Below are 22,137 nucleotides of genomic sequence, written 5' to 3'. Positions count from 1 at the left end.
CAAGCGCTCCTCGTGCGAGTGCCTGGAAACGTCAGGACGCCGCGCGCATCGCCTCCCTGAGATAAGCCAGCAGCGCCTCATCCACCCACGTCCCGTTCATCAGATCCGGCTCCTTCATGTTCGCCTCGCGAATGCGCGCATGCGTGGCCGGATCATCGCCGGCGTAGGTGCGGAACATCGCCATCCAGCGCCGCGCCAGCGCCTGCACCTCGGGCGACGCGGGCGAAACCCCCGTATCCATCGCCTTGCGCAATTCGGCGATCAGCGACGGCCAGGCGTACATCTGCTCGCGGTAGTGCTCGCGCATGAACGCGAGTTCCTGCGGCTCCAGATAACGCGCATAGATCGCCAGCCGGGCCTCCACGATCGCCTGCTCGACGAACTGCTTCAGCGCCGGCGTGATTCCGGACAGCGCCACCATTCCTGGCTCGCTTTCGTGCATCGCGTTGAGCCGCAGCAGGAAATCCGGATTGCCCGCGGTATCCCGCTGCAGGGTCTGCATCCAGCGCAGCGCGAGTAGTTGGGCGTCGTGGTCTTCAGGTCGCGCGCCCCGGTCGACCGCTGCCTGCACCGCGGCCACCAGCGCCTGCCACTCGGCCTGCGCGTCGCGGTCGTGGTGCATCGGCAACTGCTTCAGTTCTTCCGGCGAAAAGTACTTCTCGTACATGGTCATCAGTTCCAGCGTGTCCAGCCAGTCGGCCAGGTCGGGGGACTGTCCGGCGGCGAGCTGTCCGCGCAGCGCGACCAGCCGCCCGCGCAGCCGGGTGGCCTGCGCGAGTTCCTGATCGAGCTGGGCGATCTGGCGGTCGATGACCTCGGCCAGCGGCTGCTCGGGTCCGGACAGGACGGTTCCGATGTCGGCCAGGGAAAGGCCGAGCTGGCGTAGTGCCTGGATACGGTGCAGGCGTTCCACGTTGGCGCGGTCGTAAAGGCGGTAACCGGCATCGGAGCGCAGCGAGGGCTTGAGCAGGCCGATGGCGTCGTAGTGGTGCAGCGTGCGGACGGTCAGTCCGCAGCGGCGGGCAAGCTCGCCGACGGTCAGCGGCATGGGCAGGGTCTCCTCGGTGCGTGCCGGCAGGTTCCGGCCTCACGTTACGTGAGGGTCAAGCCCCCGGACAGGGGGCAGGGCGGGCGGTGCGCTAAAATGGCGCTTTTCCCGCGGAGCCTTCCATGTCCCCCACCGCATCTCCCGGCGCCCGCTTCCGCGCCGCGCTGGCCGAAGAACAGCCCCTGCAGGTCATCGGCGCGATCAACGCCAACCATGCACTGCTGGCCAAACGCGCCGGCTATCGCGCGATCTACCTCTCCGGCGGCGGCGTCGCGGCCGGCTCGCTGGGGCTGCCGGATCTGGGCATCAACACGCTGGACGACGTGCTCACCGACGTGCGCCGCATCACCGACGTGTGCGACCTGCCGCTGATGGTGGACATCGACACCGGCTTCGGCCCGAGCGCGTTCAACATCGGGCGCACGGTCAAGAGCCTGATCAAGTTCGGCGCGGCCGCCTGCCACATCGAGGACCAGGTCGGCGCCAAGCGTTGCGGCCATCGCCCGGGCAAGGAAATCGTCAGCACCGGCGAGATGGCCGACCGCGTCAAGGCCGCTGCCGACGCCAAGACCGATCCGGACTTCTTCCTGATTGCCCGCACCGACGCCATCGCGGTGGACGGCGTCGATGCCGCCATCGAGCGCGCCATCAAGTGTGTGGAAGCGGGCGCCGACGGCATCTTCGCCGAGGCCGCCTACGACTTGCCGACCTACCGCCGCTTCGTCGACGCGGTAAAAGTGCCGGTCCTGGCCAACATCACCGAGTTCGGCAAGACGCCGCTGTTCAGCGTGGACGAACTGCGCACCGCGGGCGTGGGCATCGTGCTCTATCCGCTGTCCGCCTTCCGCGCCATGAACAAAGCGGCCGAGAACGTGTACGAGTCGATCCGCCGCGACGGCCACCAGCGCAACGTGATCGACCAGATGCAGACGCGCGAAGAACTGTACGAGCGCATCGGCTACCACGATTACGAGCAGAAGCTCGACGCGCTGTTCGCGAAGAAAGGCTGAAAACCACCCCCGCCTTCGCAGGAGCCCGCTTGCGGGCGACACCCTTGCTTGACCGGCTAGGGGCGCATCGCCCGCAAGCGGGCTCCTGCGAAAACAAGACACGGAACACCACCTGCACCTCAGGAGACACCCGATGACCGAGCAAGTCCTCCCCAAGGCCAAGAAATCCGTCGCGCTGTCCGGCGTCGCGGCCGGCAACACCGCGCTGTGCACGGTCGGCCGCAGCGGCAACGACCTGCACTACCGCGGTTACGACATCCACGACCTGGCCGCCAAGGGCTGCTTCGAGGAAGTGGCCTACCTGCTGGTGTACGGCACGCTGCCCAACTGGACCGAGCTGCAGAACTACAAGGCCAGGCTCAAGCGCCTGCGTGGCCTGCCGGCGCCGGTCAAGGGTGCGCTGGAGCTGCTGCCCGCCGCGACCCACCCGATGGACGTGCTGCGCACCGGTTGTTCGGTGCTGGGCACCGTGCTGCCGGAGAAGGAGGACCACAACCTTACCGGCGCGCGTGACATCGCCGACCGCCTGATGGCGAGCTTCGGCTCGATGCTGCTGTACTGGTACCACTTCAGCCACAACGGCAAGCGCGTGGAGACGCAGACCGACGACGACTCGATCGCCGCGCACTTCCTGCACGTGCTGCACGGCAAGGCACCGAGCGAACTGCACGCGCAGGCGCTGGACAAGTCGCTGGTGCTCTACGCCGAGCACGAGTTCAATGCCTCGACCTTCACCGCGCGCGTGATCGCCGGCACCGGCTCGGACATGTATTCGGCCATCACCGGCGCGATCGGCGCGCTGCGCGGTCCCAAGCACGGCGGCGCCAACGAGGTGGCGATGGAGATCATCGCCCGCTACCGCGACGCCGACCAGGCTGAAGCGGACATCCGCGCACGCGTGGAGAAGAAGGAAATCATCATCGGCTTCGGCCATCCGGTGTACACCGTGTCCGATCCGCGCAACGAGATCATCAAGGAAATCTCGCGCAAGCTCTGCACCGAGGGCGGCAACCCGACGCTGTTCGACGTGTCCGAGCGCATCGAGAAGCTGATGTGGGACCTCAAGAAGATGTTCCCCAACCTCGATTGGTACTCGGCCAGCGCCTACCACATGATGGGCGTGCCGACCGCGATGTTCACGCCGCTGTTCGTCATCGCGCGCACCTCCGGTTGGAGCGCACACGTGATCGAGCAGCGTCAGGACGGCAAGATCATCCGCCCGAGCGCGAACTACACCGGGCCGGAAGACCAGACGTACGTGCCGATCGAAAAGCGCTGACGCCTGCCTGGGAGCCCTCTCCCCATCGGGGAGAGGGTTTGGGTGAGGTGCCGGGTGCGCGGGAATGTCGCGGGAACGAAGCGCCTTGGCCGTACCCGAAGGGGACGATCCACACCACATCACCGCTGCACCATCCACGGCCTGTCGACGGGGGCGCTGGCTACCATGGCCCGAGATCCCCGGAGAGAGCCCAGCATGCGACATCCCGCAAAGCATCCCTCGCGGCCCGCGCTCGGCGCAGGCCTTGTCCTGGTTCCGCTCGTCCTCGCGAGCACCACCGCCATGGCGCAGGACGCGTCCATCCTCGACCGTGCCAGTGTGCGGTTGGGCGGTTACTACGCCAGCGTGGACACGGACGTCCGGATGGCCGATCCGAGCGACACGCTCAGCGGCACCATCAACCTCGAAGACGACCTGGGCTTCGACAAGAACAAGACCGTGCCGCGCGTGCGCGCCGACTTCCTGTTCGGCGAGCATCAGGGCCTGGCGCTGGACTACTACAGCATCGACCGCGCCAGCCATCAGACGCTTGCACGCGACATCAGCTACGACGGTGTGGATTACAGCGCCAACGCCGACGTGCGCGCCAAACTGGATTTCGACTTCGGCAGCGTCGCCTGGCGCTGGTGGTTCGGCGAGGGTAACGATGCCTACGGCGTTGGCCTGGGCGCGGGCTGGTACCGCGTGAAGACCGAACTGGTGGGTGAGGGTGCCTACGACCTGGGGCAGGGAGGCGAGCAAACGGTATCGGTCGCCACGGGCAGCAACGACAGCGCCTGGGCGCCCATGCTGCAGCTGGGCTGGCGACACCTGTACAACGACCAGTGGCGCATGTACCTGGACGCCTCGGGCGTGCGCAAGAACGGCGGCCGCATCAGCGGGCATATCTACAACGCCGCGTTGGGCCTGGAATGGCTGCCGCTGGAGAACCTCGGCTTCGGGCTGGAATACGGTTACAGCCAGATCAAGCTGCACTGGAACCGCAGTGCCTACGACGCCGACCTCGACATGACGCTCAGCGGGCCATCCGCTTTCGTCAAGCTGCGCTGGTAAGGCAGGGCCGCGACCGGGTGCGGTCGCGGCCCTTCGTGTCAGCCGGCCCTGGCGCGGCGGCGCTGAACCAGCCAGCCGCCGCCACAGATCAGCGCGATCAACAGGAAGTCCAGCATGTAGCCATACCAGGGGTGGGCGTCGAACCACGCGCGTAGCAGGTGGTCGTGCGCGATCATGCGGCCCGCCGTCCAGGCAATTGCGCCAGCGCCGATGTAGACAATCGCCGGGAAGCGCTCGATGAGCTTGAGGATGAGCGTCGAGCCCCACACCACCAGCGGCACGCTGATGAGCAGGCCCAGCACGACCAGACCCAGGTGGCCCTTGGACGCACCGGCGATCGCCAGTACGTTGTCCAGGCCCATCAGGGCGTCGGCCACCACGATCGTTCGCAGCGCGGCCCAGAAGCTGTCGGCTGCGCTTACCTCATGGCCGCCTTCCGCTTCCGGCTTGATCAGCTTCCACGCAATCGGCAACAGCAGCAGGCCGCCGGCAAGCATGAGGCCGGGCAACTTGAGCAGATAGACCACGACCGCGGTCAATGCCACGCGCACCGCCACCGCACCGAAGGTGCCCCAGAACACCGCTTTTCTCTGCAGGGCCTTGGGCAGGTTGCGCGCGGCCAGCGCGATCACGATCGCGTTGTCGCCGGCGAGCACGAGGTCGAGCAGGATGATGGCCAGGAGGCCGGAGACGAAATCGGTACCGCTGATGTCCATGCAGAACTCCCGCGCGTGACTCATGGCGATGGCGGCGGACACGCGCAGAGGCCCGACACCACCGCAAAAGTCTCGTTCGCGAGGGACCTCGCCGGCGTGACCGGGACGCGAAGGCGTCCGTGATGACGATCACCGCACGGCACCGCACGAAAACCGCGGCGCCGGAACTACTCCCCTTTGGGTGTGCGGCGATTGTCGAGGGCGACGCCCGCGGCGGTCAAGCAGAAAGCTGTAGGAGCGCACCCGTGCGCGACTGCCGTCTCCAGACAGCCGCACATGGCGGTCGCGCACGGGTGCACTCTTGCAGACAGAGGAGGCGGCCACGCGGCCGGCCGGATACAATGGCGGTTTTTCCTCCCGCGAGAAGCCCTCCATGAGTGCCCACGACATCCGCTCCGCCGTTCGCCCCGATCCCGACCAGCCGATGGTCGACATCGCCAACTACGTGGCCGACTACCGGATCGAGTCCAAGGAGGCCTTCGACACCGCCCGTTACATGCTGCTGGACTCGCTGGGCACCGCCATGCTGGCAATGAAGTTCCCCGAGTGCGTCAAGCACCTGGGCCCCATGGTGCCGGGCGCCACGCTGCCGGGCGGCACCCGCGTGCCGGGCACCAGCCACGAGCTCGATCCGGTGCAGGGCGCCTTCGCGATCGGCACGCAGATCCGCTGGCTGGACTTCAACGACACCTGGCTGGCGGCCGAGTGGGGCCACCCGTCGGACAACCTGGGCGCGATCCTGTCGGTCGCCGATTACCTCAGCCGCAAGGCCGAACGCGAGGGTGGCCAGCCATTCACCGTGCGCGACGTGCTCGGCTACGCCATCAAGGCACACGAGATCCAGGGCTGCTACGCGCTGAAGAACAGCTACAACCGCGTCGGCCAGGACCACGTGATCCTGGTGCGCCTGGCATCCACCGCCGTGTCCACGGCGATGCTCGGCGGCTCCAAGGAGCAGATCACCACCGCCGTGTCGCACAGCTGGATCGACAACGGCGCGCTGCGCACCTATCGCCACGCGCCGAACACCGGGCCGCGCAAGAGCTGGGCTGCGGGCGATGCCTGCCGTCGCGCCGTGACCCACGCGATCAATGCGGTCTATCGCGGCGTGGTCGGTTATCCGTCGGCGCTCAGTGCGAAGACCTGGGGTTATTACGACGTTGCCTTCAAGGGCAACGCGTTCGAGTTCGAGCGGCCCTTCGGCAGCTACGTGATGGAGAACGTGCTGTTCAAGATCAGCTTCCCGGCCGAATTCCATGCGCAGACGGCCGTGGAGTGCGCCATGCAGCTGCACGCGCAGGTCGCCGGCAAGCTCGACCAGATCGAGAAGATCGTGATCGAGACGCAGGAAGCGGGCGTGCGCATCATCGACAAGACCGGCCCGCTGGCCAATTACGCCGATCGCGACCACTGCATCCAGTACATGGTGGCGGTACCGCTGATCTTCGGCCGTCTCACTGCCGAGGACTACAACGACGAGGTCGCGTCCGACCCGCGCATCGACGCGCTGCGCGGCAAGATGGAAGTGCGCGAGAACCCGCAGTTCACCAAGGATTATTTCGACCCAGACAAGCGTTACATCGGCAATTCGGTACAGGTGTTCTTCAAGGACGGCTCGTCCACCGAGAAGGTGTCGATCGATTTCCCGATCGGCCACCGCAAGCGCCGCCCAGAAGGTATCCCCGTGCTGCTGAAGAAGTTCGAGGCGGCGCTGCGCGGGCACCTGCCTGCGCATCGGGTCAAGGCCATTCTGGAGGCGACCGCCGATCCGGCGGCGCTGGATGCCATGCCGATCCAGCATTTCCTCGCGCTTTTCACGCTTTAACCACAATTAGCCCCGCAATAGCTATTGCGGTGCGATGAAAGCAGGCTGGCGCCTGTAATGCACACACCCCCGAAAACCCGGTCCCAGTGGCCGGGTTTTCGCGTATTCACGCCAGTTCCACGCCATTCGGGTGGCAATGGATGCGGAGGCTTTGCTGAACAACGCCTCACCGGGGAACCCGCGCCGTTGTGAGAACGGCTTAACGGTTTTGCTACACTCGTGCCGCTTGCCCGTAGGGACATAAAGCGAGGGGGCGGCTCAAGCTTCCGGAAGTCAAAGTGAGTTTGACGCGCGGTCCGTATGAGGTGAAACGGCTGCGAAAACCAATAAATGAAGGAGACACCTGATGAAACGTAAGGGCTTGTATTTCCTTATTGCCTTGGCCCTGGGCGGCGTAGGTGCCGTTCACGCGCAGGACAATACCGCTGACACCGCGGCCGACACCGCGCCGATGAGTACCACCGGCGATTATGACGGCCGTTGGTATATCGCCCCGACCTTTGGCGGTTACTACAACGACACCGATCGCAACACCAACAGCCGCCAGTTCTATTACGGGCTGGGCGTCGGTCGTTTCATCGCTCCGAACGCTTCGATCGACCTCTTCATCGATCGCACCAACCGCGATCGCGATACCGCGGTGGGCGGCAGCAACTGGTCGAACACCAACTACGGTGTGGCCGCGCGTTTCTACGCCGGCGACTGGAACGCCTGGCGTCCGTACGTGCTCGCTGGCGTGATGGGCAGCTACCACAAGAATCCGGCCGAGCACGGCTGGGCGCCGGCGGCCGAACTGGGCGTGGGCGTGTCCAAGACCGTCGCGGAAAGCTCGGACATCCGTATCGAGACCGGCTACCGCTACGACTGGGACGACAAGAGCCAGCCGACGGAAGACGGCTACGGCGACTGGTTCCTGGGCTTCAGCATCGTCTCGCGCTTTGGCGAGCCGGCGGCTGCGCCGGAGCCGGCAGCTGCTCCGCCGCCGCCCCCGCCGGCCAATGACTGCTCCACGCAGGACAGCGACAACGACGGCGTGAACGACTGCGAAGACAAGTGCCCGGCTACCGCCGCCGGCACCATCGTCGGTCCGGACGGTTGCCCGCAGAAGGTCGTGATCGACCTGCGTGGCGTCAACTTCAAGTTCGACCGTCCGTCGAAGGGCGAGATGGACATCAGCAAGGCGCTGGCCGAGCCGACCTCCGACTCGCTGGCCATCCTCGACCAGGCCGTCGACACCCTGCAGCGCTACCCGCAGGTGCACGTGACCGTCGCCGGCTACACCGACTCGGTCGGTACCGACGCCTACAACCAGGCGCTGTCGGAGCGTCGTGCGAAGATCGTGTACGACTACCTGACCGCCCACGGCATCGATGCCAGCCGTCTGGAAGGCCCGATCGGCCACGGCGAAGCCGATCCGATCGACACCAACGACACCAACGAAGGCCGCGCGCGCAACCGCCGCACGGAGCTGCAGGTCCAGCAGTAACCGGAACTGCAACGCAACAGGAAAAGCCCGGCGCAAGCCGGGCTTTTCTTTTGTATCGCGCTTGAGACATCAACCGCAGGCTGGGCTCCCGCCCAACCGAAGGTTTCGAAGGAAGAGGCCGGGGCGTCGGCTGAAGCCCGCGCCGCAAACGCTCAGCCGCGCCGGCTGAAACGGTAATGGCCCACCAGCCACTCGTTGCCGTTGTCGTAGCCGAACAGCTCCGCGCAGGCCATCCAGAACATGCGCCAGCGCTGGTGCCAAAGCGGCGCGGCCGCCTTCCCATAGGCCTCGGCCAGCACGCGCAGGACCTGCCCGTGGTTGGCATCCTGGCGATCCAGCCAGGCGTTCGCGGTGCGCTGGTAGTGGGTGCCGGGAAGGCGCCACTGGTGCTCGAGGGCAAGGTGATCCTGGAAATGCAGGAACGTGTCGGCCGCGGGCATCAATCCGCCGGTAAAAAAGTGCCGCCCCATCCAGTTGTCGCCGCCGGCGGTCTCGAACGGGTACATCAGTTCGCGATGGCAGAAGATGTGCACGAACAGCTTGCCGTCAGGCCGCAGCCATTGCGCGATCCGCTCGAACAGGCGGTGGTAATTGCGCACGTGTTCGAACATCTCGACCGACACGACTCGATCGAAGGTCGCAGCGTCGAATGCCAGTCGGTTGACGTCGCAGGTAACCACCGTCACGTTGTGCAGCCCGCGCTCGCGGCAGCGCGCCTGGATGTGTTCGCGTTGCAGGCGCGAGTTGGACACGGCAGTGATGCGTGAGCCGGGATAGCGTTCGGCCATCCACAACGTCAGCGAGCCCCAGCCGCAGCCCAGCTCCAGGATGTCCTGCCCGTCGGCCAGCTGCGCGCGGCCGCCATAGAGCCCGAGCATCGCCTCTTCGGCCTGCTCAAGGCTTTCGGTGCCGAGCGGGTAGTAGCAGCTCGAGTACTTCAGCCGCGGACCGAGGCAGAGCTGGAAGAAAGGGGGCGGCAGTTCGTAGTGCTGGGCGTTGGCCGCGTCCGTGTGCAGTGCCAGCGGGCTGTGGCGCAATTCGTCCAGCAGGGCGCGGAAGCGTTCCCAGCTCGCCTCGGTGCCGCCCTGTCGCTCCTCCCGAAGCCGCTGCGCGCACAGGCGCCGGATGCCCAGCCGCAGCACGGCATCGGGAACCAGCCCGCGCTCGGCGAGATGGATCAGGCCGCGCTCGGGAACGGCAGCGGCGGGAGTGTCGAGCGCGAGGCTCTCGGTCATGGCGAAGGATCCTTGGGAAACCAGGGGAAGAAGGGGCTGGTGCGGCGCTGGTAGTCGCGGTAGTCCTCGCCGCGGCTGCGCAGCGCCTGTGCCTCGGTGAACGGAATGCCGGTGATCCAGTACAGCGAGGCCAGCATCAGCACCGGCCCCAGCAGCGCCAGCCACCACAGCGGCGAACCCACCGACAGAAGCAGGTACGCGAACCACTGCAGCCATTCGAAGAAATAGTTGGGGTGGCGCGAGTAGCGCCACAGGCCCTGACGGCAGGTGAGGCCGTGGTTCGCCGGGTCGGCGCGGAAGCGTGCGAGCTGGCGGTCGGCCAGGCTCTCGCCGATCATGGCCACCAGCCACACCGCGACGGCGGCCCCGTCCCAGCCCGACCACGGAGCGCGGTTGGCGGCCACCGCCAGGAACGGCAGCGAGAACAGGGCTACCAGCAGCGCCTGTGCCTGGAAGAACAGCAAGAATTTCCGCTGGTCGTCGTGCCAGTGCCGGCGCAGATGGCGATAGCGGCCATCTTCCGCTTCGCCCAGGATGCGCAGGCCCAGGTGCAATCCCAGGCGCGCCGCCCACAGGCTGCCGAGCAACGCCAAGGCCAGGCGGCGGTCCGGCAGTCCTTCGCCCATCGCGGCGTAGTAGAGCGCGCTGCCGCCCATGCCCGCCGTCCAGATCGCGTCGACGATGCCTGCGTTGCGCGTGCGTCGCTGGACCAGCCAGCCAAGACCCATCGCGATGGCGCTCGCCGCCCAGACCCAGCCAGGCGGGTGCAAGAGTTCAGCCGTGGACATGTTTTGCCTGCGGACGTGGTTGGGCTTCAATGAGCATCGCCAGGCGTACGAGCAACGGCAGGATGAGTGCCCAGCCCAGCGCCAGTGCGCCGATGGCCGCCACCGGGCCCTGCGGGAAGCTGACCGCCCGCCAGCCGCGGGCCGCGGCGAAGTAGGCCAGCGGCGCGCCGACGGCACCGAACACCATCGCCAGCAGCCAGCGCCCCTGCAGGAAGCGCAGGCTGTGCCGCAGCGTCAGCGCGAAGGCCGCCCAAAGGGCGATGATCCACGGCGGCGCGGCATGGGCGGTAGGGAAGGGCGATGCGTAGGCAATGGTGCCGGTCGCTGCATAGAGCGAATCGAGCGCCGTGCCCGCGCCCGCGGCGGCCAGCAGCAGCCACGCGTCCAGCCGCCCGTCGCGCCCGCGCAGATGGATCAGCGCGAACGGGAGCAGCACCAGCGGGCCGAGCCAGGCCCGCTGGTGCGAGGCGCCCCAGACCGCGGCCATCCAGACCGCCTGGTAGCCGATGGCGTTGAGCCAGGGGTTCATCGCGGCCCCAGGTCCGGCAGGTAGGACTCGCGCCGGCAGCCGGGCCGGGTGAGCAGCATCTGCACGTCGCCGATGGAGCGCTCGCGGAACCCGCCCTCGCAGTAGGCCAGGTAGAACTCCCACATGCGCACGAAGCGTTCGTCGTAACCGGCCGCCAGCACGTGGTCGCGCTTGGCCAGGAAGCGCTTGCGCCAGTGCTTGAGCGTCAGCGCGTAACTTGGCCCTATGTCTTCCAGGTGGAACAGGCGCAGGTCACTCGCCTGTCGTGCGGCCTCGAGCATGGCGCTGACCGCGGGAATGAAACTGCCCGGGAAAATGTAGCGCTTGATGTAATCGACTGACTTCAATGCCCTCGCGTAGCGATGGTCTTCGATCGTGATGGCCTGGATGAGCGCCTGCCCGTCGTCCTTCAGCAGTCGCGTGATGGTGGCGAAGTACGTCGGCATGTAGGCCGCACCGATCGCCTCGATCATTTCGATTGAAACCACCTTGTCGTACCGGCCGCGCAGTTCGCGGTAGTCCTGCAGCAGCACGGTGACCCGGTCGCCCAGCCCGGCAGCCTGCACGCGCTCGCAGGCCAGGTCGTACTGTTCCTGCGAGATCGTGGTGGTGGTGACGCGGCAGCCATGCTGGGTGGCCGCGTGCAGCGCGAAGCCGCCCCAGCCGCTGCCGATTTCCAGCACGTGATCATCGGGACCGAGCGCGAGCTTGTCGCAGATACGCTGGAGCTTGCGCAGTGAGGCGACCTCGAGCGGCTCATCCTCGTGCGCGAAGATCGCCGACGAATACATTAGGTCGTCTGAGAGGAAAAGGTCGAACAGCGTGTTGCCCAGGTCGTAGTGCGCGGCGATGTTGCGCCGGCTGCCCTGCCTGGTGTTGCGGTTGAGCGCGTGCCAGGCCCTGAGCGCCCAGCCACCCAGGCGCGCCACGCCGGTTTCCATGCCGTCGAGCAGGTCACGGTTGCGCACCATGACGCGGATCAGCGCCACGAGATCGTCGCAGCGCCACAGGCCCTCCATGTAGGCCTCGCCGGCCCCCACGCTTCCGTTGGCGGCGACCAGGCGATAGAAGCGCGGATCGTCCACGTGGACCTGCACGCGAAGCGGGACTTCGCCATCGGCATGCCGCCCCAGTTCCACGCGGCCGAGTGCATCGACGATCACGACGCGCGCGCCTTGCAGTTGCGCCATCTGTCCCAGCAGACGCGAACGCAGCGCGCGGTCGAATCGGCCATACCCGACGGGCGCGGACGGACGAGGCAGCTTCGCGACCGGGGCCACGTCCGCGTAGCGGGGCGGATCGACGACGCCATCGACGGTGCGCTGTTCGGACGAATTCAGTTCCAGATCCATGTCAGGTCCCGTGGTGGCGTGGATGGTCGTAAACCGGGTTGCGCTTGAGCCAGAGCCTCAGCGCCTCCCAGTGGATGGCGGCGACGACCTTCAGGGTCATCAGCGGGAAGCGCCACAGCACGCGTGCCAGCTGCGTGCCGTCGAAGGGACGGCGCTGGAGCACGAGCGTGGCGTCGAAGTCGCGGCCGCCGTCGCGCAGCACGTTCATGTGCACCCGCAGGACTTCAGCCGGCTCGGAGAAGCGCCAGTCGTAGCCGCGCGCCATCGGCATGAACGGGGATACGTGGAAGGTCTTGGCGAAGCGCCATGCGCATACGCGGCCGTGCCGTTCGGCCTCGGCCAGTGGCAGCACGTAGGCGTGGCGTTCTTTCCAAGGCGTGTTGGTGATCTCGGCGAGGATCGCCTCGAGCGTGTGGCCATCGGCGCCGTAACAGTAGTAGAAGCTCACCGGGTTGAAGCAGTGACCGGCGTAGCGCAGATGCGTGAGCAGGCGGATGGGCCCCTCGGGGCGCCGGCCGGTGTGTTCGGCCACGCGTCGGCGCACCGCCTCGTCGAGCGGCAGCTCGACGGGGCCGAGGTAATCGCTGCGGCGGAACTGGGCCAGGTTGGTACGACCGTACGACCACAGCCAGCGGCCCTGGAACAATCGGGGCAACTCGCCCAGGTCCAGGTAAAGCAGCGCGATGCGATAGCGGAACGCATGCGGCCGCGGCGCGTGGCGCCGATGGCGCACCCAGCCCTCGTAGATCGCACTGGCCAGGGGCGCGCCCATTACCAGCGCACCCCCAGCGCTTCGGCTACGGCCACTGCACTGCGCATGCCGTCTTCGTGGAAGCCCCAACCCCAGTAGGCGCCCGCGTACCACAGTCGGTCGGTGCCTTGGATGTCCGCCTTGCGCCGCTGCGCCGCGACTGAGGCGTGGGTGTATTCGGGGTGCGCGTAGCTCAGTCGGCGCAGGACTTTCGCCGGGTCGATACGGTCGGTGCAGTTGAGCGACACGCAGAACGTCTGGGGGGCACGGATGGACTGCAGCAGGTTCATGCAGTAAGTGACCGTGCACGCGTCGTCGCGGTCGCGCGGCACCAGCGCGTTCCAGGCCGACCACGCGCTGCGCCGCCGTGGCAGCAGGCGCGTATCGGTGTGCAGCACCGTATCGTTGGAGCGGTAGGTGATCGCGCCCAGCAGCTCGCGTTCGGCCGGGCTTGGCTGGGCCAGCAGGGCGAGGGCCTGGTCGCTGTGGCAGGCCAGCACGGCCTGGTCGAAGCGCTCGGATCCGGCGAGGCTCTGCACCTCCACGCCACCGACCGCCGGCCGATGCACGGCCAGCACGGGGCAGGCCAGGCGCTCGCGAACCTGCCAGCGCGAGCGTAGTGTGTCGACGTAGCGGCGCGAACCGCCGCTGACCACGCGCCACTGCGGCCGGCCTTCCACCTGCAGCATCTGGTGGTTGGCCATGAAGGTGACCAGGTACTTGGCAGGGAAGGCGAGGATCTGCCGCGAAGGCGAGGACCACAGCGCTGAGGCCATCGGCACCAGATGGTCGTCGCGGAACATCGCCCCGTAGCCATGGGCGTCGAGATAGTCGCCCAGCGTCGGGCCCTCGCCGTCCTGCTCCAGTAGCGCGGGCGCCTCGCGATAGAAACGGACGATGTCGCGCACCATGCCGTGGAAGCGTGGCGACACCAGGTTGCGTCGCTGGCAGAACAGCGTGCGCAGCGACGCGGCACCGTACTCGAGCCCGCTGCGCTCGTCATGCACCGCGAAGCTCATCGTGGTCGGCTGCGTGAGCACTTCCAGTTCGTCGAACAGGCGGCTCAACAGCGGGTAATGCGTCCGGTTGAAGACGATGAAGCCGGTATCCACCGCGTAGTTGCGCCCGCCCAGCGTGACGTCGTGCGTGTGGGTGTGCCCGCCGATATAGGCGTTGGCCTCGTACAGCGTGACCTCGTGCCGGCGCGAAAGCAGCCACGCACTGGCCATGCCGGCGATGCCCGATCCGATGACTGCAATGCGCATGGTTCAACCACCGCCGCGCTTGAAACCAGCGGGAACGGCCTTGAGCTCGCGCACGACGCCGAACAGCGCAAGCAACCGGAGCAGATAGAAAGTCAGGTCCACCTCCCACCAGCGAAAGCCCTGCCGCGCCGACCCGGGGAAGAAGTGGTGGTTGTTGTGCCAGCCCTCGCCGAAGGTGAGCAGCGCCAGCAGCCAGTTGTTGCGGCTGTTGTCGCGCGTGACGAAACGCCGGCTGCCGAAGCGGTGAGCCAGGGAGTTGATCGTCACGGTGACGTGGAACAGCACGATGGTCGAGACAAAGAAACCCCACACCAGCAGTTGCGGGCCGTCCGTCCCCAGTTCCGGGTGGGCCGTACGCAGCCAGGCACCGAGCAGGTACAGGCCCACCGCCAGCGCCACCGGCACCAGCAGGTCGAAGCGGTCGAGCAGGCGCAGCTCGGGAAAGCGCGCGAGGTCAGGAATGACTTTCCAGTCCGTGCGAAAACCGTTGCGGCTCAGGAACCAGCCGACGTGGCTGCGGAAGAAACCGTGCTGGACCGGCGAGTGCACATCGGCCGGGGTGTCGGCGTGGCGATGATGGTTGCGGTGGTGCGCGGCCCACCACAGTGGACCGCGCTGGACCGCGCTTGCACCGATCACGGCGAACACGAACTGCACGCCACGCGAGGCGCGGAAGGCATGGTGGGAGAAATAGCGGTGGTAGAACGCGGTCACCGCGAACATCCGTATGGCGTAGAGCGCCAGCGCTACCCAGAACGCGAACCAGGAGAAACCTACCCACACCACGCCGACGCAGGCCACGTGCATGCCGATGAAGGGCAACACGCGGGCCCAGTCGATGCGGTCGTCATCGGCCGCCTCGACGGCACGGGTATCGAACCAGCGCAGCAGGCCGGTCGCCAGGCGTCGGGTGAATCCGGGAACAGCTTCGGCGGTGTCGTTCATGGGTGGCCCTGTCGATGCGTCTTGCCCATGTGAATACGGACGAGCCGCGCAGGCGGATGCACCAAACCGCTTGCCGGTTTTCCGGCCCGGTCGATACGCTTCCACGATGCCCGCGCCCCACCGCCCTTCGTCTGCTTCCGCTCCCACCGGTCCCCGTTATGGATTGGCGCGGGTCCTGTCCAAACGCGGCGTGTGCTCGCGCAGCCAGGCGGAGCAGTGGATACGCGCCGGCCGGGTGGCGGTGGGCGGTCGCGTGGTGCGCGACCCGGAGCATCCGACGGCGCCGGGGCAGGGCGGCATTACTGTAGATGGCCAGCCGATCGGCCAGGCCGCGCCGGTGTACGTGATGTTCAACAAGCCGCGCGGCCTGGTAGTCAGCGCGTCGGACGAGCGAGGCCGCGCCACGGTCTACGATGCGTTGGCCCAGGCCGGCCTACCGTGGCTGGGCGCGGTCGGACGGCTGGACAAGGCCAGCGAGGGCCTGCTGTTGTTGAGCAACGACACCGCCTGGGCGGCGGGCATCACCGACCCGGCGACCCACCAGGAGAAGACCTACCACGTACAGGTCGGCTGCGTGCCCGATGCGGCACTGCTGGCACGCCTTGGCGAGGGCGTGGTCGACCACGGCGAACGGCTGGCCGCGCTACGGGCCGCCCTGCTGCGTGCGGGCGAGAAGAACGCCTGGCTGGAAATCGTGCTGGACGAGGGACGCAACCGGCACATCCGCCGCCTGCTGGAGGCCCACGGCATCGGCGTGCTGCGGCTGGTACGCGTGGCCATCGGCCGGCTCACGCTCGGCGACCTGCCGAAAGGTCAGTGGCGTCACCTGGCCGTGGAAGAAGTCCAGGCGCTGCGCGTGAGAACCCGAGCCACTGGCGGCCGGATCTGAGCCCTCTCCACTGCGGGGAGAGGGCTCCGAAAGATCAGATCACGGCGAGCTGCTTGCCGATCTTGGTGAACGCCGCGATCGCCCGGTCCAGGTGCTCGCGCGTGTGCGCCGCACTCATCTGCGTGCGGATGCGGGCCTGGCCCTGCGGCACCACCGGGTAGAAGAAGCCGGTGACGTAGATGCCTTCTTCCAGCAGCGCCGCCGCCATCGCCTGCGCCTTGGGCGCGTCGTAGATCATCACCGGCACGATCGGGTGCACGCCTGGCTTGATGTCGAAACCGGCCTCGGTCATCGCCTTGCGGAAGTAGGCGGTGTTCTCCTGCACGCGCGTGCGCAGCTCGCCGGCGGACACCAGCATGTCGAAGACCTTGATTGCGGCGGCGACCACGTGCGGCGGCAGCGAGTTGGAGAACAGATACGGGCGCGAGCGCTGGCGCAGCAACTCGATGACTTCCTTCGGCCCGGTGGTGAAGCCGCCCAGGGCGCCGCCCAACGCCTTGCCCAGCGTGCCAGTGAAAATGTCGATCTGGTCCATCACCCCGTGCACCTCGGCCGAGCCGCGGCCGGTGGCGCCCAGGAAGCCCGTGGCATGGCACTCGTCGATGTGCACCATCGCGTTGTACTTCTTCGCCAGTGCGGTGATCTGGTCCAGCGGCGCGATGAAACCGTCCATCGAGAACGAACCGTCGGAAGTGATCAGCTTGGTGCGCGCCCCGGCGGCATCGGCGGCCTGCAGTTGCTTCTCGAGGTCCGCCATGTCGCAGTTGCCGTAGCGGAAGCGCTTGGCCTTGCACAGGCGGATGCCGTCGATGATCGAGGCATGGTTGAGCGCGTCGGAGATGATCGCGTCCTCCTCGCCCAGCAGCGGCTCGTAGAGGCCGCCGTTGGCGTCGAAGCAGGCGGCGTAGAGAATGGTATCCTCGGTGCCGAAGAACTCGGCGATCTTCGCTTCCAGCTGCTTGTGCAGGTCCTGTGTGCCGCAGATGAAGCGCACCGAGGCCATGCCGAAGCCGTGCGTGTCCAGCGCTTCCTTGGCCGCGGCGATCACGTCGGGGTGGTCGGCCAGGCCCAGGTAGTTGTTGGCGCAGAAGTTCAACACCTTGCGGCCATTGGCCAGCGTGATTTCCGAAGACTGCGGCGAAACGATGATGCGCTCGCCCTTGAACAGGCCCTGGTCTCGGATGGAGTCCAGTTCGGCGGCGTAGCGGTCGCGGGCGGTGTAGGTCACGGTGGTCTCCAGTCTCGGGGAGGGGCGGCAGAGCGCTCGTTTCAACGTCGCCGCGGCGTCATTCCCGCGAAAACGGGAATGAGGCCCGGTCAAAGGTGAGTCGGGTGGTCGGGCAGGCGGCCCAGGCTCAGGTCCAGGAGCAGACGACCTTGCCGCACTGGCCCGCATCCATTAGGTCGAAACCCTTCTGGAAATCGTCGATGGCGATCTGGTGGGTCAGCACCTTCTGCAGCGGGAAGCCGGTCAGCACCATCTGGGTCATCTTGTACCAGGTCTCGTACATGCGCCGGCCGTAGATGCCCTGTAGGGTGAGACCCTTGAAGATCACCTTGTCCCAGTCGATGCCTGCGCCGCGCGGCATGATGCCGAGCATGGCGACCTTGCCGCCGTGGTACATCACCTCGAGCATGTCGTTGAAGGCTCGCGGGTTGCCGCTCATTTCCAGGCCAACGTCGAAGCCTTCCATGTGCAGGTCCTTGACCACGTCCTTGAGCGACTGATTGGACACGTTGACCACGCGGGTCGCACCCATGTCGGCGGCGAGCTTGAGCCGGTAGTCGTTGACGTCGGTGACCACCACGTTGCGCGCGCCGACGTGCTTGGCGATGCCCGCGGCGATCACGCCGATCGGGCCGGCGCCGGTGATCAGCACGTCCTCGCCGATCAGGTCGAATTCCAGCGCGCAGTGCGCCGCGTTGCCGTAGGGGTCGAAGAAGGCGGCCAGTTCGCTCGGGATCTGGTCAGGGATCGGCCACAGGTTGGAGGCCGGCACCGCCACGTACTCGGCGAAGGCGCCGTTGCGGTTGACCCCGATGCCCACCGTGTTGGGGCACAGGTGCTGGCGACCAGCGCGGCAGTTGCGGCAATGGCCGCAGACGATGTGACCCTCAGCCGAGACGCGGTCGCCGACCTTGTAACCGGTCACCGCGCTGCCGAGCTCGGCGATGCGGCCGACGAACTCGTGGCCGATCGTCAGGCCCTGGGGAATCGTGCGCTGGGACCATTCGTCCCACTTGTAGATGTGCAGGTCGGTGCCGCAGATGGCGGTTTTCTCAACCTTGATCAACACCTCGTTGGGGCCGATCTGGGGAACCGGCACCTCTTCCATCCAGATGCCCTGTTCGGGCTTGCGCTTGACCAGGGCTTTCATCGTCTGCGGCATGGGACCACCATCGTCTGGCCCGCGTGGGCGGGCGGGGAAGCGGACGATTATAGGACCTTGCCGCGGGAGCGGCCGTGCACTCAGCCGAGGGCGCGCCAGACGATCGAGAAGATCAGGCTGATGAGAATGCAGACCGTCAGCCAGAAGCCGAAGTTGTCCTTGTCCCAGATCGGCTTGCGGCCCGGTGCCGGGGTTTGCCGTGTCGGGTGCGAAGGCTGGGGCTGGGCTGCCGGGCGGATGCGTGGTGCGGACGCGCCGGGTCGCAGCATGACGACGGCGTGCCCGCCGTCCTGGTCGTGTTCCGCATCGATTCGGTGCGCCATCGCGTGAATTCTATGTGGCTGTGCCGTACCCCGATGGTGAGCCCGTGCAAGGTCGCGGGCAAGTCGTGGCATAGGGCGGTAGGCCGATTATCACCCATGGCGTGATGGGTTTCACGTTGTTTTGACTTCGGACCGTCCCGGCCGCGAGGCCCCTGTGCCGACAGACCGGGTGTACCTCATCGAAATCCGTCAAGTTGCCGGATGAGGGATTTGTTCCCGTCCGGCGCCGACCCCGTAGCCGCCGCAAGGCGGCCGGTACAATGAGCCGATGCCTGCCGATGCCCGACCGCTTGCCGTTTTCCTGATGGGTCCGACCGCGTCGGGCAAGACGGCGCTGGCCTGCGCGCTGCGCGAACGCTTCGCGCTGGAACTGGTGAGCGTGGATTCGGCGCTGGTCTATCGCGGGCTGGATGTGGGCGCGGCAAAGCCCGATGCGGCCACGCTGGTCCGTCATCCCCATGCCTTGCTGGACCTGCGCGACCCGTCCGAGCCGTATTCGGCCGCCGACTTCCGCACCGACGCGCTCGCCGCCATGGCACGCATCCATGCCCAGGGTGGAGTTCCGCTGTTGGTAGGCGGCACCGGACTGTATTTCCGCGCCCTGCAGCGCGGCCTTTCGGCGCTGCCGGACGCGGCGCCAGACATCCGTGCGCGGCTTGCCGAAGAAGCGGCGACGCATGGCTGGCCCGCGCTTCACGCGCGGCTGGCGGCCCACGACCCCGCGGCGGCGGCGCGCATTGGCCCCAATGACGCGCAACGCCTCCAGCGCGCGCTCGAAGTGATCGAGCTGACGGGACGGCCGCTCTCCGAACAGCAGACCGGTGGCAGCGGCGAGCGCTTTCCCTGGCGCGTGCTCAAGCTGGCGCTCCTGCCTGCCGACCGCGGCCAGTTGCACGCGCGCATCGCACAGCGTTTTGACGCCATGCTGGCAGCCGGTTTTCTGGACGAAGTACGCGCCTTGCGTGCGCGCGGTGACCTCGACCCGGATCTGCCGGCGCTGCGCGCCGTCGGCTACCGCCAGGCATGGGAGCACCTGGATGGCGCCACCGATGCGGCCACCTTTCGCGACAGAGGCATTTTCGCCACCCGTCAGCTGGCCAAACGGCAGATCACCTGGCTGCGGGCGGAGCTTGACGCGCGCGCGCTGGACCCGGACCGGCCGTGCCTGCTCGACCTCGCGTGTGGTGCGTTGGATCTGTTCCTGTAGCGTCCGCTTGGTTCCTCGGAAGACGCGCTCGAGGGCGGGCCTCAGCCAGCACTTCGCCATTGCCCGTTCACCGGGTTCCGACGGAGCGGCCGGCGATGCCGCGACGCACGTCGTGGTTCCCGAGCTTCCGCCCGCCATTTAAAAGCGGTTAAGATCGCGGCGACTTGGGCCGGCCGCCACGCGCGCGTCTTTTCTCCGGCCCGCGAAGGTTCGCGAGGGGGTACAACAACATGTCCAAAGGGCAGTCTTTGCAGGATCCGTTTCTCAACGCACTTCGCCGTGAGCGCGTTCCAGTGGCCATCTATCTCGTCAACGGCATCAAGCTGCAGGGAACGATCGAGTCGTTCGACCAGTTCGTGGTGCTGCTGCGCAACCAGGTGAGCCAGATGGTCTACAAGCACGCCATCTCCACCGTCGTGCCCAGCCGCAACGTGCGCATGGGCAATGGCCACGAAGGCCACGTCGACAACCACGCGCCCGCCGAGGGCGAAGACTGAACCCACGGATGGTTCCACGCGCCGCTGGCGGGCTGTCTGGCCCGCCGGCGGCCAGGGCCCGTGGCGCCTTTGCCGACGGCTGCGCGCTGATGGGCATACAATGCCGGCCCCGCGCCGTCGCACCGTCGATGGCGCGAACCCGTTCCCACAGGCCACGCCAACCCAGTGTTCGATAGACAGAAGAAGGGCGAGCGCGCCGTGCTGGTCCTGCCGCACGCCCGCGGCGAGGGCGACGCCGCCCGCCGCGCGGAGGAATTCGCCGAGCTCGTGCGTTCGGCCGGTGCCGAGGTGCTCGCCAGCGTTTCCGCGCGTGTCGAAGATCCCAATCCCCGCTACTACATCGGTACCGGCAAGGCCGAAGAGGTGGCCGAGGCCGTGCGCGCGACCGAAGCCGACGTGGTGCTGGTCGATCACCTGCTCACGCCGGTGCAGGAACGCAACCTGGAAAAGCTGCTCGCCGTGCGCGTGGTCGACCGCGCCGGGCTGATCCTGGACATCTTCGCCCAGCGTGCGCGCTCGCACGAGGGCAAACTCGAAGTGGAGCTGGCGCAGCTCAAGCACCTGGCCACCCGCCTGGTGCGTGGCTGGACGCATCTTGAGCGCCAGCGCGGCGGTGCCATCGGCCTGCGCGGCCCCGGCGAAACCCAGTTGGAAACCGACCGCCGCCTGCTCGGCGAGCGCGTGAAGATGCTCACCAAACGCCTGGAGAAGGTGCAGGTGCAGCGCACCCAGCAGCGCCGTGCGCGCCTGCGCAACACGGTGCCGCGGGTGGCATTGGTCGGCTACACCAATGCCGGCAAGTCGACGCTTTTCAATGTATTGACTGAGGGCGAGGTGTTCGCGGCGAACCTGTTGTTCGCCACGCTCGATCCGACGGTGCACAAGATCGAGGATCTTTCCTGCGGGCCGGCCGTGCTCGCCGACACCGTCGGCTTCATCCGTGAGCTGCCGCACGACCTGGTCGCCGCCTTCCGCGCCACGCTGGCCGAAGCGCGCGATGCCGACCTGCTGCTGCACGTCAGCGATGCCGCCGACGAGGAACGCGTGCGCCTGCACCGGGTGGTCGACGGTGTGCTCGAGGAGATTGGCGCTGGTGACGTGCCGCAACTGCATGTCATGAACAAGATCGACATGCTGCGCGAAGGCGAGGAAGGGACGCGCGCGGGCACCGAGCCGCGGATCGTGCGCGATGGCGAGGGACGGCCGACCCAGGTCTGGCTCTCCGCCCGCACCGGCGAGGGGCTGGACCTGCTGCGCCAGGCGCTGGGCGAATTGCTCGGCGGCGAACGCGTGCAGACCGAACTGCAACTGCCGCTGTCGGCCGGTCGCCTGCACGCGCGCCTGCGCGCCGCCGGCGCCATCGCCGAAGAATCAGTGGACGAGCACGGGTGGCGCCTGCAGATCGATGCGCCGCGCAGCGTGATCGCGCCGCTGGGCGGCGGCCATCCGCAGGATGCGGCGTTGTTGCGGGGCGTGCTCGGGTCGCCCGACGTCCCCTGAGCGCTTCGGTCGCCGTCTCCTGCTAAGGAGATGCGGGTCGACCGGGGAA

Annotated in this window: 21 protein-coding genes; 9 read left to right on the top strand and 12 right to left on the bottom strand. The window is 67.3% G+C overall.

Features of this window, described 5'->3' with window-relative positions; all coding sequences use genetic code 11:
* Positions 1 to 31: 31 nt before the first annotated feature.
* Positions 32 to 1,048: a MerR family transcriptional regulator gene (locus ACFWZ3_RS14560; protein WP_439708400.1), complete on the bottom strand. Its 1,017-nt coding sequence runs from the start codon at positions 1,046 to 1,048 to the stop codon at positions 32 to 34.
* A 122-nt stretch (positions 1,049 to 1,170) separates the two neighbouring features.
* Between ACFWZ3_RS14560 and prpB the strand changes: the two genes are divergently transcribed.
* The 3 genes from prpB (at position 1,171) to ACFWZ3_RS14545 (ending at position 4,390) form a co-directional block, all read left to right on the top strand.
* Positions 1,171 to 2,058 carry a methylisocitrate lyase gene (prpB, locus tag ACFWZ3_RS14555; RefSeq protein ID WP_439708399.1) on the top strand — a complete coding sequence of 296 codons (888 nt, stop codon included), beginning with the start codon at positions 1,171 to 1,173 and terminating at the stop codon, positions 2,056 to 2,058.
* Positions 2,059 to 2,191: 133 nt separating this feature from the next.
* Positions 2,192 to 3,337 (top strand): bifunctional 2-methylcitrate synthase/citrate synthase, encoded by a 1,146-nt coding sequence (gene prpC, locus ACFWZ3_RS14550; RefSeq protein ID WP_439708398.1) that lies wholly within the window; start codon positions 2,192 to 2,194, stop codon positions 3,335 to 3,337.
* A 195-nt stretch (positions 3,338 to 3,532) separates the two neighbouring features.
* Positions 3,533 to 4,390: a hypothetical protein gene (locus tag ACFWZ3_RS14545; protein WP_439708397.1), complete on the top strand. Its 858-nt coding sequence runs from the start codon at positions 3,533 to 3,535 to the stop codon at positions 4,388 to 4,390.
* A 38-nt stretch (positions 4,391 to 4,428) separates the two neighbouring features.
* Here the strand turns inward: ACFWZ3_RS14545 and ACFWZ3_RS14540 are convergent, their stop codons facing one another.
* A complete protein-coding gene (locus ACFWZ3_RS14540; protein ID WP_439708396.1) occupies positions 4,429 to 5,106 on the bottom strand; it encodes a TerC family protein in 678 nt (225 codons plus the stop codon).
* Between the two features lie 373 nt (positions 5,107 to 5,479).
* Between ACFWZ3_RS14540 and ACFWZ3_RS14535 the strand changes: the two genes are divergently transcribed.
* Both ACFWZ3_RS14535 and ACFWZ3_RS14530 read left to right on the top strand, forming a co-directional pair.
* Positions 5,480 to 6,931, top strand: a complete 1,452-nt coding sequence (locus ACFWZ3_RS14535; protein WP_439708395.1) for a bifunctional 2-methylcitrate dehydratase/aconitate hydratase — start codon at positions 5,480 to 5,482, stop codon at positions 6,929 to 6,931.
* Positions 6,932 to 7,277: 346 nt separating this feature from the next.
* A complete protein-coding gene (locus tag ACFWZ3_RS14530) occupies positions 7,278 to 8,417 on the top strand; it encodes an OmpA family protein (protein ID WP_439708394.1) in 1,140 nt (379 codons plus the stop codon).
* A gap of 152 nt (positions 8,418 to 8,569) precedes the next feature.
* Here the strand turns inward: ACFWZ3_RS14530 and ACFWZ3_RS14525 are convergent, their stop codons facing one another.
* From ACFWZ3_RS14525 to ACFWZ3_RS14495, 7 genes are read right to left on the bottom strand one after another with little or no spacing between them, the layout of a single operon-like run.
* The gene (locus tag ACFWZ3_RS14525) at positions 8,570 to 9,652 is read right to left on the bottom strand and encodes an SAM-dependent methyltransferase (RefSeq protein WP_439708393.1); all 1,083 of its coding nucleotides are present in this window, start codon (positions 9,650 to 9,652) and stop codon (positions 8,570 to 8,572) included.
* Entirely contained in the window at positions 9,649 to 10,440 is a 792-nt protein-coding gene (locus ACFWZ3_RS14520) for a DUF1295 domain-containing protein (RefSeq protein WP_439708392.1), read from the bottom strand. The genes ACFWZ3_RS14525 and ACFWZ3_RS14520 overlap by 4 nt, the downstream gene beginning before the upstream one ends.
* Positions 10,427 to 10,969 (bottom strand): DUF2878 domain-containing protein, encoded by a 543-nt coding sequence (locus tag ACFWZ3_RS14515; protein WP_439708391.1) that lies wholly within the window; start codon positions 10,967 to 10,969, stop codon positions 10,427 to 10,429. The genes ACFWZ3_RS14520 and ACFWZ3_RS14515 overlap by 14 nt, the downstream gene beginning before the upstream one ends.
* Positions 10,966 to 12,321 (bottom strand): class I SAM-dependent methyltransferase, encoded by a 1,356-nt coding sequence (locus ACFWZ3_RS14510; protein WP_439708390.1) that lies wholly within the window; start codon positions 12,319 to 12,321, stop codon positions 10,966 to 10,968. Before ACFWZ3_RS14510 ends, ACFWZ3_RS14515 begins: the two co-directional genes overlap by 4 nt.
* A gap of 1 nt (position 12,322) precedes the next feature.
* Positions 12,323 to 13,093, bottom strand: a complete 771-nt coding sequence (locus tag ACFWZ3_RS14505; RefSeq protein ID WP_439708389.1) for a DUF1365 domain-containing protein — start codon at positions 13,091 to 13,093, stop codon at positions 12,323 to 12,325.
* Positions 13,093 to 14,337, bottom strand: coding sequence for an NAD(P)/FAD-dependent oxidoreductase (locus ACFWZ3_RS14500; protein ID WP_439708388.1), 1,245 nt, complete (start codon positions 14,335 to 14,337; stop codon positions 13,093 to 13,095). Before ACFWZ3_RS14500 ends, ACFWZ3_RS14505 begins: the two co-directional genes overlap by 1 nt.
* A 3-nt stretch (positions 14,338 to 14,340) precedes the next feature.
* Positions 14,341 to 15,282, bottom strand: a complete 942-nt coding sequence (locus ACFWZ3_RS14495) for an acyl-CoA desaturase (protein ID WP_439708387.1) — start codon at positions 15,280 to 15,282, stop codon at positions 14,341 to 14,343.
* A 106-nt stretch (positions 15,283 to 15,388) separates the two neighbouring features.
* Here ACFWZ3_RS14495 and ACFWZ3_RS14490 point away from each other — a divergent pair, with 106 nt between their 5' ends.
* Positions 15,389 to 16,171: a pseudouridine synthase gene (locus tag ACFWZ3_RS14490; protein ID WP_439708386.1), complete on the top strand. Its 783-nt coding sequence runs from the start codon at positions 15,389 to 15,391 to the stop codon at positions 16,169 to 16,171.
* 34 nt (positions 16,172 to 16,205) lie between these two features.
* On the opposite strand, the gene kbl is transcribed toward ACFWZ3_RS14490, so the two are convergent.
* The 3 genes from kbl to ACFWZ3_RS14475 all read right to left on the bottom strand — a co-directional run bounded on the left by kbl (position 16,206) and on the right by ACFWZ3_RS14475 (position 18,884).
* Entirely contained in the window at positions 16,206 to 17,399 is a 1,194-nt protein-coding gene (gene kbl / locus ACFWZ3_RS14485; RefSeq protein WP_439708385.1) for a glycine C-acetyltransferase, read from the bottom strand.
* A 127-nt stretch (positions 17,400 to 17,526) separates the two neighbouring features.
* Positions 17,527 to 18,561 (bottom strand): L-threonine 3-dehydrogenase, encoded by a 1,035-nt coding sequence (tdh, locus tag ACFWZ3_RS14480; RefSeq protein WP_439708384.1) that lies wholly within the window; start codon positions 18,559 to 18,561, stop codon positions 17,527 to 17,529.
* An 80-nt stretch (positions 18,562 to 18,641) separates the two neighbouring features.
* A complete protein-coding gene (locus tag ACFWZ3_RS14475) occupies positions 18,642 to 18,884 on the bottom strand; it encodes a hypothetical protein (RefSeq protein ID WP_439708383.1) in 243 nt (80 codons plus the stop codon).
* Between the two features lie 268 nt (positions 18,885 to 19,152).
* Here ACFWZ3_RS14475 and miaA point away from each other — a divergent pair, with 268 nt between their 5' ends.
* The 3 genes from miaA (at position 19,153) to hflX (ending at position 22,088) form a co-directional block, all read left to right on the top strand.
* Positions 19,153 to 20,091, top strand: a complete 939-nt coding sequence (miaA, locus tag ACFWZ3_RS14470) for a tRNA (adenosine(37)-N6)-dimethylallyltransferase MiaA (RefSeq protein WP_439708382.1) — start codon at positions 19,153 to 19,155, stop codon at positions 20,089 to 20,091.
* 230 nt (positions 20,092 to 20,321) lie between these two features.
* Positions 20,322 to 20,588, top strand: coding sequence for an RNA chaperone Hfq (gene hfq, locus ACFWZ3_RS14465; protein WP_439708381.1), 267 nt, complete (start codon positions 20,322 to 20,324; stop codon positions 20,586 to 20,588).
* Between the two features lie 165 nt (positions 20,589 to 20,753).
* Positions 20,754 to 22,088: a ribosome rescue GTPase HflX gene (gene hflX, locus ACFWZ3_RS14460; protein ID WP_439708380.1), complete on the top strand. Its 1,335-nt coding sequence runs from the start codon at positions 20,754 to 20,756 to the stop codon at positions 22,086 to 22,088.
* Positions 22,089 to 22,137 lie beyond the last annotated feature (49 nt).

The organism is Frateuria sp. GZRR35 (assembly GCF_051900415.1).
GTDB lineage: Bacteria > Pseudomonadota > Gammaproteobacteria > Xanthomonadales > Rhodanobacteraceae > Frateuria_A.
This window is presented reverse-complemented; position numbering and strand designations above follow the sequence as displayed.